At 64.2% G+C, this 11705-nt stretch carries 11 protein-coding genes and 1 pseudogene; 3 read left to right on the top strand and 9 right to left on the bottom strand.

Translation table 11 applies throughout. The features are described from left to right. Positions 1-118, top strand: a pseudogene (locus AAHG09_RS31250) (IS5/IS1182 family transposase); the annotation flags it as partial. 15 nt (positions 119-133) lie between these two features. Here the strand turns inward: AAHG09_RS31250 and AAHG09_RS31245 are convergent. Both AAHG09_RS31245 and AAHG09_RS31240 read right to left on the bottom strand, forming a co-directional pair. Next, entirely contained in the window at positions 134-361 is a 228-nt protein-coding gene (locus AAHG09_RS31245; protein ID WP_342112173.1) for a hypothetical protein, read from the bottom strand. Positions 362-406: 45 nt separating this feature from the next. Next, entirely contained in the window at positions 407-1138 is a 732-nt protein-coding gene (locus tag AAHG09_RS31240) for a LuxR family transcriptional regulator (RefSeq protein WP_342112171.1), read from the bottom strand. 171 nt (positions 1139-1309) lie between these two features. On the opposite strand from AAHG09_RS31240, the gene AAHG09_RS31235 reads away from it, so the two are divergent. Next, a complete protein-coding gene (locus AAHG09_RS31235; RefSeq protein ID WP_342112169.1) occupies positions 1310-1942 on the top strand; it encodes an acyl-homoserine-lactone synthase in 633 nt (210 codons plus the stop codon). 28 nt (positions 1943-1970) lie between these two features. On the opposite strand, the gene AAHG09_RS31230 is transcribed toward AAHG09_RS31235, so the two are convergent. Further along, positions 1971-2207 carry a hypothetical protein gene (locus AAHG09_RS31230; RefSeq protein ID WP_342112167.1) on the bottom strand — a complete coding sequence of 79 codons (237 nt, stop codon included), beginning with the start codon at positions 2205-2207 and terminating at the stop codon, positions 1971-1973. 114 nt (positions 2208-2321) lie between these two features. On the opposite strand from AAHG09_RS31230, the gene AAHG09_RS31225 reads away from it, so the two are divergent. Further along, positions 2322-2774: a Ros/MucR family transcriptional regulator gene (locus AAHG09_RS31225; RefSeq protein WP_342112165.1), complete on the top strand. Its 453-nt coding sequence runs from the start codon at positions 2322-2324 to the stop codon at positions 2772-2774. 941 nt (positions 2775-3715) lie between these two features. Here AAHG09_RS31225 and AAHG09_RS31220 read toward each other — a convergent pair. From AAHG09_RS31220 to AAHG09_RS31195, 6 genes are all read right to left on the bottom strand, one after another. Next, complete coding sequence (locus tag AAHG09_RS31220) at positions 3716-4045, bottom strand: EamA family transporter (RefSeq protein WP_342112162.1); 330 nt, start codon at positions 4043-4045, stop codon at positions 3716-3718. Further along, on the bottom strand, positions 3958-4620 hold the full coding sequence (locus AAHG09_RS31215) for a DMT family transporter (protein WP_342112159.1): 663 nt from the start codon (positions 4618-4620) through the stop codon (positions 3958-3960). Before AAHG09_RS31215 ends, AAHG09_RS31220 begins: the two co-directional genes overlap by 88 nt. Positions 4621-4777: 157 nt before the next feature. Continuing rightward, positions 4778-6568 (bottom strand): peptide ABC transporter substrate-binding protein, encoded by a 1791-nt coding sequence (locus AAHG09_RS31210; RefSeq protein WP_342112156.1) that lies wholly within the window; start codon positions 6566-6568, stop codon positions 4778-4780. Between the two features lie 40 nt (positions 6569-6608). Further along, the gene (locus tag AAHG09_RS31205; protein WP_342112154.1) at positions 6609-7727 is read right to left on the bottom strand and encodes a branched-chain amino acid ABC transporter substrate-binding protein; all 1119 of its coding nucleotides are present in this window, start codon (positions 7725-7727) and stop codon (positions 6609-6611) included. Between the two features lie 266 nt (positions 7728-7993). After that, a complete protein-coding gene (locus AAHG09_RS31200) occupies positions 7994-8914 on the bottom strand; it encodes an amino acid ABC transporter substrate-binding protein (protein WP_342112152.1) in 921 nt (306 codons plus the stop codon). A 115-nt stretch (positions 8915-9029) separates the two neighbouring features. Further along, positions 9030-10607, bottom strand: coding sequence for an ABC transporter substrate-binding protein (locus AAHG09_RS31195; RefSeq protein WP_342112149.1), 1578 nt, complete (start codon positions 10605-10607; stop codon positions 9030-9032). Positions 10608-11705: the final 1098 nt, after the last annotated feature.

Genomic DNA, 11705 nt, shown 5'->3' with positions numbered 1-11705 from the left:
CTTCCGCCGTCTCGTCAAAGACTACGAGCGTTATGCCAGCACCCTGGCAGACCTGCACCTCGTCGCCTTCGTCTGCCTCATGCTCAAACAGGCCGCTCAACTCGCCACAGGTTCATAACAGCCTCTAGGGCCCTCAATCGCTGGAGGCTCGTTCCTCGATCATGCGAAGGACATCCATGCGTGCGCCATCATTGGGCAGCGCTCGAAACGCGCGTATCACTCTCATAAGCACGATCGCGTTATGATAATCGGCCAAGCTAGTTTGATCTGTAGAAGGACCGTTCAAGAATATAGCTGTATCTACACCGAGCGCATCTGAAACAGATTTCAGAAGGTGATCGTCCAGCTCTTCATCCGTCAACGCAGCGCCTCCGGCCAACCGATCGATTTTTGTCAGTCCGCCTACCTAGACGATTATGCCGAGCCGAAAACCCTCTGCCACCGACTGAGCGCGATTGCGGGTTCGTAGTTTGGTGCGCACGCGGCGGAGGTGGGAGTCGATCCCGTGTTCCGAGATGCCCATGATCTCCCCGATTTCCCAGTCCGTTTTGCCCTCCGCCGCCCACTGTAGGGTTTCACGTTCCCGCGGCGAGAGCCTCGAGCGCGTCGCTATAGGCTGGCCTCGCATGAGCAGAGCATGACCAAAGGCGTAGCTCGCGATCAGCGTGAGCATGCCGCGATGCTCCGGGGCGATTTCGAGATGAGATCCGGCAAAGCTCATACCCCCGACCTCGCCCTCGACGGTCGTCAGCGGTACCGTGTAGCCATCACGGAGATGAAAATCAGCCGCCTCATGCATGACCTGGCTGGCGGTCGCCGTTGCGGGCGGGGAGAGAGTGGGATCGCTCCAACCGAAGCCGGCTTGCTGTCGGAAGGTCTGCGCCACGATCGGGTCGTGCGCGGCGTAACCCCGGCTCAGGTACCGTGAACGCCACTCAGCCGGCACGCTCTCCATGACGAGGAACTGGCGGTTGAAGCTGACTAGGCTCGTCGGCGTCGGGAGAAGACCCGCGATAATCGCGTCAATGCCGAAGCCCGTGAGCTGTCGCTGCACGGCGGCGATGACGTCCGGGATGCTCCCAGCTCGATCGAGCTCTTTGAGCAGCTTGAGCGTGTGATCGAGGGATTTTCTGCTCACGGCGAATCCTGACCACGACCGCTGACGGCGCTTGGCCTGACCGAAGTTAGGGGATGAGACGCCATACATCCAGGCAAAGCCTGCAGCTGCGCAACGAACCTCCCGACACCACGCGTTCGCGTGGTGTCGCGCGTCCAGTCGGGCGTGCACACCACTTCCGGAGGTGTCTTCATGATCCAGGTCATCACTGCGGCCAATATCGCGCAGAACGCTGAGCTGATGGAGCAAGCTTGGCGGCTACGCCACAAGATTTTCGTCGAGGAGATGGGGTGGTCTGCGATCGCGCGAGACGACAAGCGCGAGATCGATGAGTTCGACGATGAGTACGCCGTCCATCTCTTGGCCGTGGAAGACGACGAGGTGGTCGGCTACTCCCGGCTGCTACCAACCGCACGCCCCTATGTCCTGTCGAAGCATCTGCCCCAGCTCTGTGAGTCCGCCCCTCCGTCGTCCCCGCACATCGTGGAATGGAGCCGGATCGGCGTCGCCGGCCCAGCACGTACGTCCGGCCGACGACTCAACCCGACCGCGCTAGCCATCCTCACCGCGATCGTCGAATGGGGGCTGCCGCGTGGGCTGAAAGGCTTCGTCTCCGAGATGCCGACGAGTTGGCTCTTGCGGCTGCTGCAACTGCACATCTACGCGCTACCGCTCGGACTTCCGCAGATGATCGACGACGTGGAGATCGTCGCCGTCAACGCGGGCTTCGACGCACGGAGCCTGCGCCAGCTGCAGAAGATGCGTGGGACCACGGAGTCGGTCCTGTCCCCTGAGAGCCGCGCTGCGGCCCGTTTGGCGAGCTGAAGAAGGTCATACCGTGCCACGAACGACGCTAGTCGATACTGATCTGCATGACGGCATGCGATCGAGTCTGGAGCGAGCGGTCGAGCAAGCCATCGCTCTTCGTCGAACGATCGTGGAGCTTCAAGATCCCGCCCTTCGCGAGATCGTGGATGTCGTGCTGATCGAACTCGGGCGTCGTGTGGCCGAGCGGACGCGTCGACGACCCAAACTCAGCTGACGCATCGAACGATGATGGATGCGCCGGCCGGTCGTCGCTGCAGTCCAACTGCCTCCGACGCCGGATCGAAGAGACGATCCGGCGTCGGAGCTTCTCACCACCACACCCGACGTTTGAGAGCGGGGTCAATGCTTCTATCTAGACCGCAAAAGGGGAAGAGCCATGCGCGCCAATCACGAATACGAAAAACAAGACGCGAGATACGCAGACATTACTGTCACTATAACGTCAGCATACGTTTCTAAAAACCATCTTGCACCTGCTCAGCTGCCGCAGCTTATATCGGACATCCATAGTACACTGCGCTCGTTGGATCGCGGGCTCACCGTTGAGACCGCGCTGGCGAACGAATCCAGCTTACCCACCGCCGTGGATATCCGGCAGTCCATCAGAGCTGAGGCGTTGACCAGCTTCATCGACGGCCGTGCGTACCGAACGCTCAAGCGCCATCTGACTGCTCACGGCTTTTCGCCCCAGAGCTACCGCGCGCGGTTCGGTCTACCCGCCGACTATCCGATGATCGCTCAGGACTACACGGCAAAGCGGTCGGCGCTTGCGAAAGCGATCGGCCTTGGCGTGCCAAGTGCGCAGGTGAACCGGCAGGCGGCGGAGTAGATCGGAGGATCTTGGCCGATCGGACGGATTCAGAGCCATGAGTGCCGCAAGTTCGGCGGTTGGATACTGAGCACCACTGGCGATTGCGGTCGCAACGACCACGCTTCGCGTATGAGAGTGTGCTAAGAGTCAACACCGGCGCTCTCAGCCGCATCCCTGTGTGCGTTGCTTCCCGCGCCGGGTGGCCTGATCTTCACATGATTCCTGGACTTGCGGCGATGCCGAGCGCTGACTCAAGATCGCAGTCCGAGCGATGCTGTAGAAGCTACGGACATCGGCGATGGCTGCCACGCCTCCGATAAGTGGCTGCCAAAGCAGCCTGCGCTGAATATCACCCACACGGTTGAGGTTCGCCGCTCGGATGACTGCATCGCGGATCGAGATCGTGCTCGCCGTAGCCGGTTGGCCCGCCGGACGATAGTTGGTCGTTGCATGAATCTGAGTTGCCAGGGAGTTGACGACCGAATGGTTGGGGGAAGCGCCGACCGAGGTCCGAGCGGCAGTGTTAGGTCGGTAGGAGGCCGTCCACTTTTTCGGCATTCCTGCTCCGAAGCAGCCATTCCGCTTACGGCCAGATCACGTCACACCGGATCGCCATCACGGGCGGAACCGGACGTTCAGCATTGCGCCCATTGCAGTCGTGCAAGTGACCGCAGTGCCATCCCAGGAACGGACATTCTGCGTCGAGCCAGCCCGGACCGTCAGCCGCTGCCAAGCGCCCGGCATCACATTCCCCATGCCAAGCTGCGCACAGGAACAAGGACCGTACCCCGCCGTCTGTTTCTGCTGGCTCGCCGGCCCAGGACCGGTCGTGCGATTTGCCGCCAGATCGGTCGACCGCTTCAGACCCACTGCAGCCAAATGCGCTCTTACCGCGCGACCTGCGACGGCGTCTTAATCGAATCGGGAAGCGATTGCGTGCGCCTTCCGTCGTGAGCTGCTCAAGAGGCGACTTGGTCGACCTGCATACGTGATCGCTCGGTGAGCGCCAAAGCCGTCGCTGCGAGCATGATGCACATACCCGATGCCTCCGCCCATCCGAAAGGCTCGTGCGCGTAAATGACGCCGATCGCGACCGCGATCACCGGGCTAACGAAGGCGTACATGCCGGCGCGGAACGCGCCCCAATCCCGCACCAGCCAGAGGAAGATCGAGAAGGCGATCAGCGAGCCGCCGATCACTATCACGCCGAGGCAGATGAGCACCCGCCCATCCCACAGGGCGGCGAAGTGACTCGGATCGTAGCCTTCGAGGAGCAAAGAGACAGGCACAAGGCCGATTGCGCCGATGAGCGTCTCCCAGAAGGCAAGAACCAGGGGGGTATCGTCTGCGTCAAGGGCCGGCTGATCACAGAGCCCCAGGCGTAGCAGGCCGTACCGACTGCTACCGACGAAAGGGCAAGCACCGCGGTGGCCCCGTCTTGCGCGGCCACGGCGCGGCCTGAGAACAGGAGCACGAGCCCGACGACGCCGAGTCCGATCGCGCCGACCCGACGCGCGCTGAGGTGCTCCTGGCCGTAGAGAGAACCGATAAACGCGAGGAAGATCGGCATCAGCGACAGATTGACGATCGCCGACAATCCACTCGAGGCATGTGCGACACCCCAGAACACGAAGCTGTAGCATCCGGTCGTGATGAGGAGAGAGGCGGCGACGATCCGGCCGAACGCCGGGATGCGCAGTGGCAGGCGCCGTATGCGTAGGATGACGAGGAACAGGACGCCGGAGAGGAGGAAGCGCGCTGTTGCGAGGAAGATCGGCGGCACGGTCTGCACAGCGATCTTCGTCGGCAACCACGTCACCCCCCAAATCAGCGCCATAACGCCGAAGGCTACAAGGCGGCTCACGCCGGATTGCTTCCGATACTCATGTGGAACTCATCGCCAGCAACTCATGACAAGCAGCGGTGCAATCCCGATGGCCGTAGAGCGACGACGGACCGCGCCTGGGACCGCGATCAGAAGGCGTCGCAAGATGTCGGCGCCCGTGGCGCGGCGCTCCCGTTCAGGCCTCCCTGTACCAGTCGGGCAGGAACGACAGGTCGTTGTCCCAGCCGCTCTGCGGGGCGACGAGCTTGGCGCCAGCGGCCGAGACCTTCGCCCGGTGGATCAGCGGCAGCACGTTCTCGGAGACCGCGAGGTCGTTGCATTTGATCAGGAGCGCCGCCCGCTTGACCGGGTCGAGCTCGCTCTGGGCGGCGTTGTAGGCCGCGTCGTAGGCGTCGCTGCGCCAGCGCACGACGTTGCGGCCCTGCCACTTGTTGGCCTGCGCCGCGACTTCCCACGAAACGTACTGGAGCAGCCAGATCGCCGGATCGGCCTGCGTCATGTTGTTGGTGTACATCTCCATGTCGGCGTAGAAATGCGAGTAGGTGTCGGGGTTGGCCGGGTCGGAGGAGAAGAACACCGAGCCGGTCACCGATTTCAGCTCGGTCTCGATGCCCGCCTTGGCGGCGGCCTGCTTGATGATCGCCTGGGTCTTCTGGCGCGGGGCGTTGATCGAGGTCTGGAAGACGAGCTTGAGCTTCTTGCCGTCCTTGGCGCGGATGCCGTCCGAGCCCTTCGCCCAGCCGGCCTCGTCGAGGAGCGCGTTGGCCTTGGCCGGATCGAAGGCAAACGCCGTGTTCTTCGAGACGAAGCGCTCGGGGCCGTTGACCGTGTTGGCGGTGGGCTTGCCGGTGCGGCCGTAGATGTAGGTCTGGATCGACTTGCGGTCGACCAGGAGGTTGATCGCTTGGCACACCTTCGGGTCGGAGAAGGCCGGGTGCTTGGTGGTGATCGAGGACCGCTCGCCGTCGATCTCGACGTTCGGGTCGGTGGCGTTCAGCAGCAGGAACTCCAGGTTGCCGCCGTAGATCACGTCGACCCGGCCCTTGCCGCCGGTCTCAAGCCGCTTGAGCACCTCGTCCTCGACTTGGAGGTTCCAGGCGTAGTCGTACTCGCCGGTCTGGAGCACCGCGCGGGCGGCCGAGACCGCGTCGCCGCCGCCCTTCATCTCGATCGTGTCGAAGTAGGGCCGGTTCGGCAGGTGGTAGTCCGGGTTGCGCTCGCCGCGGACGATGTCGCCGGGCCGGAACTCCACGAACCGGTACGGGCCGGTGCCCACGGGGGCGAGGTTCTGCGGCGCGTCCCGGGACTTGGCGCCGCTATAGGGTCCGAACAGGTGCTTGGGCAGCACCATCCCGACGACGCCCACGAAGGCATCGCACCAGAACGGCGTCGGCTTGTCGAACAGGACCCGGACGCTGAGGTCGTCGACCTTCTCGACCTTGCAATCCTTGTAGGAGCCGGTCGTCACCGCCGCGGTGGCGGGGTCGCGGGCGTACTCCCAGGTGAAGACGAGGTCGTCGGCGGTGAGGGGCTTGCCGTCGTGCCAGGTCACGCCGGGCTTGAGCGTCCAGACCACCGAGCGGCCGTCGGCGGCGAGCGCGCCGTTCTCCTTGGACGGGATCGAGGCGGCGAGCACGGGTGTGAGGTTGCCGTCCGTATCCCAGGCGGCGAGCGGCTCGTAGAAGATCCGCGAGGCTTCCTGATCCTTGGTGCCGATGGCGAAATGCGGGTTGATCAGCGTCGGCGCCTGCCACCAGAGGAGTCGCAGGAGGCCGCCACCGCCGGGCTTAGCCGGCTTGTAGCCGGACCGGGTATCGGCCGCCATCGCGACCCCGTTCCCGGCCAGCATCAGTCCGGCCATGGGGGCGGTGAGGCCTAAAGCCACCATCCGCTGTACGAAGGCGCGCCGCGACAGGCGGCCGTCCTTCACGCGTCCGATGAGGCCGTGCAGATCCCGCTCGTCCATGAGTTCATCCCTGATCCCCGCCGCGCAGCGCATAGTGTGATCATTGCGTCAATTCGTGCCCCGTGTAGTCGATCTTGCCGTCAGCGCCCTTCTTCCACTCGTACATGACGTAGTCGGGCCGGGTGATGTCGCCCTTCTTGTCGTAGGCGATCTCGCCGATCACCGTCTGCATCGGCTTGCCCTGGTGTAGCCACTCGGCGAGCTTCTTGCCGTCGCTCGATCCGGTCTCGGCCATGGCCTTGGCCAGCACCTGGACGGCCGCGTAGGAGTAGAGGGTGTAGGCCTCGGGATCGATGCCCTTGGTTTTGAAGGCAGCGACCGCGTCCTTCGCATTGGGGTTCTTGCGCGCGTCCGGCGAGAAGGTCATCAGCGTGCCCGCTGCGCCCGGACCGGCAATCTGGACGAACTCTTTGTCGGTGATGCCATCACCGCTCATCATCGGCGCCTTCAAGCCCTGGTCGCGCATCTGCCGGATGATCAGCCCGGCTTCGGTGTGCAGGCCGCCATAGTACACGATATCGATGTCGGCCGACTTCAGCTTGGACACGAGGGCGGAATAGTCTTTCTCGCCCGGGTTGATGCCCTCGTACATCACGTCCTTGCCGCCCTTGGCCTTGAGGGCCTTCAGGGTCTCGTCGGCCAAGCCCTTGCCGTAGGGGGTCTTGTCGTGGACGAAGGCGATCTTCTTGCCCTTGAAATGATCTGCCAGGTAGGCGCCGGCCACCGCGCCCTGCTGGTCGTCACGGCCGCAGGTGCGGAAGGTGTTCCACATGCCGCGCTCGGTGAACTTCACGTTCGTCGAGGCCGGGGTGACCTGGATGATGCCGGCGTCGAGATAGACGTCGGAGGCCGGGATCGAGACGCCCGAATTGAAGTGACCGACCACCATTTTCACGCCGTCGCTGGCGAACTTATTGGCCACCGAGACGCCCTGCTTGGGATCGCCCGCATCATCGCCGATAACGGCAACAAGCTTCTGGCCATTGATCCCGCCGGCCTTATTGATGTCGTCGACTGCCTGACTGGCGCCGTTCTTGATCTGGGCGCCGAACGCGGCGTTGGCTCCCGTAATCGCACCGACGATGCCGATCTTGACCTGAGCCTGCGCTGCGTTGGCTATTAGGAGGCCGAGGACAACGGCTAGTATGGAAGCGCGCATTTCGATCCCCCAGTATCGCTCTCAGGCGTCACCCGTGCCTGCCTGCAAGATTGCGGCCGATGGTGACAAAGCACGGAGCGGGAAATCCGGGCCATCTTCCTCCCGCGCACAACACCGTCGCCCGCTTGTCTCGGGGGGATGATCGGCACCGGTGACCCCACGTTGGGTTGGATCGGCTCACGCGCTCCATCCGCCGGGTGGCATGGGCCACAGATCGTGGCGCCGGTGGGCCGCCCGGCCGGAAGCACTTTGGCCGGCTGGGCGCCTCAGTACATCGCCGGGTCCGGGCTGTCGCTCGGGTGCGCCATGGTCTTGCTCATGGCCGCGTTCATGGGGAAGTTGAGATTGATCCCACGCGGCGGGATCGGCTTGGTGAACCATTTGTCGTAGAGCGCCTTGCCCTCAGGACTGGTGTACAGCTTGGCGGTGGTGGCATCCGCCACCCTTTTGAACGCCGGATCGTCCTTGCGCACCATGATCCCGTAGGGCTCGGGACGCGACAGGGCATCCGACGAGATCCGATAGGCGCCCGGATCCTTCGAGGACGCGATCAGTGAAGCCAGCAGCACGTCGTCCATGACGTAGGCGGCGGCGCGGCCGTTCTCCACCATCAACCACGCCTCGCCGTGGTCCTTGGCTTGTAGAACCGTCATCCCGAGGCTTCTTGCAGTGTTGATCTCAAGAGTCTGGACGATGTTGGTCGAACCGGGGATCGACACGACGGTCTTGCCTTTTAGATCATCGATCTTGTCGATCTGCGCCGATTTCTTCGAGGCGAACCGCGTCGCGGTGAGGAAGTGGGTGTTGGTAAACCAGACTTGCTTCTGCCGCTCCGCATTGTTGGTGGTCGAGCCGCATTCGAGATCGATCGTGCCGTTGGCCATCAGCGGAATGCGCGTGGAGGCAGTCACGGGGACCAGCCTGACCGCCAGCCTCGGCAGCTTCAGTTCGGCTTTGACCGCATCCGTGATCGCGTAGCAGATGTCCATCGCGAACCCGACCGGTTTCTGATCGCCGTCGAGATAGGAAAAGGGGATCGACGCATCCCGATAGCCGATGGCGATCTCACCGCTGTCCTTGATCTTCTTCAGCGTTCCGGTGAGCTCTTCGGCCTTCGCGGCTTGAGAACCGAAGAGAAGGACCGTCGAAAGGATCAGCCAGGACTTCAGCCAGGACTTCGGCGACATGACAATCCTCCAGCCACACAGGAAGCCACGCTTCCGGGCGGCCCGGGAGCGGGTGGAGGACCTGGCGCAAGTTCCGCGCCGCTCTCAAGTTTGCACATCCCTCGACGGACCCGGATCAAATCCGCCGGATATTGGTGAACAGCGGCAGGCCAACCTGCATCCCGTCGAGGTCGGCCCGATAGGCCGTGGGCTGGAGATACGAGCCCAAGGGCAGGAACGGGACATCTTCGAAAGCCTGAACCTGCATCTGCCGCGCGATGTCGAGCCGCTGGTCTTGGTCCGCCGCGTCGATCCACGCTTGACGCTGCTGCTCGAGCTGCGCGTCCGTGGGCCAGCCGTTCCAGCCCTTCAGTCCGGTGCCGCGCAGCAGCAGGTGGCCCGCCGGGTTCAGCATGTCGTAGCCACCCCAGAACGAGCCGAACACGTTCCAGCCGCCCGCGTCGATCGGCTGCTGGCGCGTAGCGCGCTGCACCACGGTGCCCCAGTCGGTGGCGACCTCGTCGACGTTGAGACCGAGCTGCCGCATCATCGCGACGCCGACGCTGCAGATCGCGTTGATGCGCGGGACATCCGTCGCCGACAGGAACACGACCCGTTCGCCCTTGTAGCCGGCCGCCGCGATGTCGCGCTTGAGCTGGGCGAGGTCGTGCCTGCCGCTCAGGGCTTCCATCCCGGCATCGTTGGCCATGGGCAGGCCGGCGGGTCCGAACACGCCGACGCGAGTGTCCACGGCGGCGTTGTCGCCCGCGACCGCCTGCATGAACTCGGTCTGATTGATGGCGCGGAGCACGGCGCGCCGGATCGCCGGATTGTCGAAGGGTGGATAGAGGAAGTTGAAGCGCAGGACGCCGATCAGACCCTTGTCCTCCACGACCTGCAGCTTGATCGCCCGGTTCGCGCGCAGGCTCGGCACGAGATCCATGAGCGGCTGCTCGACCCAATCGACCTCGCCGGCCTGGAGGGCGGCGACCTGCGTGCCCGGGTCCGGGTTCGTCAGCCACTCGACGCGGTCGAAATGGGCGATGCGGGGGCCGGCACAGAAGCTCGGCGGCCCGTCGGTCCGAGGCACGTAGCCCTCGAAGCGGCGATACACGTTGCGCGCCCCCGGCACGCGCTCGTCGGCGACGAAGCGGAACGGGCCCGAGCCCACCATCTCGGTCAGCCGGGTCGTGGGCGGCGTCGCGGCCAGCCGCTCCGGCATGATGGCGGCCATGAGGTTCGTCGGCTTGGCCAGGGCGTTCGGCAGCAGCGGGAAAGCGCGCTTGAGGCGGAACTCGACCACCGTGTCGGACGGCGCCGAGAGGTCGTCGGTGGCGGCCATCAGGGCCTGCCCGAAGGAATCGGTGCTCGCCCACCGCTTGAGGCTGGCGACGACGTCCCGCCCGAGAACGGGGGTGCCGTCATGGAATCTCAAACCGTCGCGCAAGGTCAGGCGCACGCGCCGCCCACCGTCCTCGACGCTCTCGCCCCCGACCATCTGCGGCCGGGGCACGCCGGCGGCGTCGAGGCTGTAGAGGGTGTCGAACACCATCATCACGTGGTTGCGGGTGACGAAGGCGCTGACCAGCGGATCGAGCAGGGCGAGGTCGGCGTAGGGGACGAACTTGAGGGTTGTGGCAGCCTGCGCGCGCACTAGACTTGGCGCCGCGATGAGGGAGGCGGTGACGCCAGCAAGGACATCGCGTCGTCTCATCGAGCAACTCCAATCTGGCGGGTGGCGTCCATCGTGCAGATGGCATGCCACGGAGATTGAGGAAGCGGACGGAGCGATCAACTAGGCGGATCCTGTCGCGATTGGCGTCCGCTTCTGCGCCTCATCCATTCAAAAGCCGCCGTTCCGCTCTCGGCTAAGTCCAGCCCCACCGGCATGGTTTTCTGAATGACCGGGGTGGGTAAAAAGCTGCCAGTCTGCTTCTGAGCGAGCAGGAAATCTAAGCAGACGTTGTCGCCCCACTCGCTGACGCTTCTATGCAGGTCCGCCGTCATCTAAGAAAATTACCGCCGGTTCATCCCCCGCCTTTCGCACCGAGCGCGATCCAAAACAGGATGATGAGCACCGATCGGGACGGCCTGGAGACGGCTCTATGCGCAGGTGTGGCCCAGGCCCTTATTCCGCTCAATCTAAAGCGAGCCATCCACGTAGCACTCCTTCATTAAACTCCTGGCATGCTGGCCGCATGCGGAGGAATTGATCCATGCGGACGTGGCTTGCGGTTGGTGCGGCGGTTCTATCGCTGGTGGGGAGCATCGAAGCTGCCGAGGCTCGCGCTCGAATCCGTTTGCCCTTCGGACGCACGGTAGCGCCCCAGCGGCCTTTGATGCCCGCCCCTACGGCCGCTTCGCCGGTTCAGACTGGCTCCGTCAGCCGGGTCGGCTACCGGCCTGCGATCGTCATCACGCCGGGCCAAACTGCGGTCGCGGCCGCTGCAACGGCAGCGCCGATCACGGCCGCATCTGATGTGGCTGCCAACGTTGAGCCGACACCGAAGCTCCAGCGGGTTACAGCGCCCCCGGCGCCTCTTTCGCCGCGTATCCAGGATGCCCGCGCGGTCGCTCCGCCCTGTGAGGCCGGCAAGCGTGTCGGCGGCATCGATCGCGAGGATGCCGAGTTCTGCCTGATCAACTGATCCTTTGCTGCATTCGGCGGAATGCTCCCTGACGCGTCTAAGAGCCCGTCCGATAAGGGCCTGAGGCGGGGTTGAGTGGCCGGGATGGCGATGATTCCAGGAGGGTGCTGAAGCCTAACCTGGAAGCGCCATGTGGACCCCGACCACCCGGCGGCAGCATAGCC

This window comes from Methylobacterium guangdongense (assembly GCF_038442355.1).
Lineage (GTDB): Bacteria > Pseudomonadota > Alphaproteobacteria > Rhizobiales > Beijerinckiaceae > Methylobacterium > Methylobacterium guangdongense.
Note: the sequence above shows the minus strand (reverse complement) of the source record. Positions and strands in the feature narration are given on the sequence as shown.

Coding starts and splice junctions, on each gene's coding strand:
- AAHG09_RS31195 (WP_342112149.1), bottom strand. CDS start 10,607: ATGAGACGACGCGATGTCCTTGCTGGCGTCACCGCCTCCCTCATCGCG.
- AAHG09_RS31210 (WP_342112156.1), bottom strand. CDS start 6,568: ATGGACGAGCGGGATCTGCACGGCCTCATCGGACGCGTGAAGGACGGC.
- AAHG09_RS31225 (WP_342112165.1), top strand. CDS start 2,322: ATGCGCGCCAATCACGAATACGAAAAACAAGACGCGAGATACGCAGAC.
- AAHG09_RS31200 (WP_342112152.1), bottom strand. CDS start 8,914: ATGTCGCCGAAGTCCTGGCTGAAGTCCTGGCTGATCCTTTCGACGGTC.
- AAHG09_RS31235 (WP_342112169.1), top strand. CDS start 1,310: ATGATCCAGGTCATCACTGCGGCCAATATCGCGCAGAACGCTGAGCTG.
- AAHG09_RS31205 (WP_342112154.1), bottom strand. CDS start 7,727: ATGCGCGCTTCCATACTAGCCGTTGTCCTCGGCCTCCTAATAGCCAAC.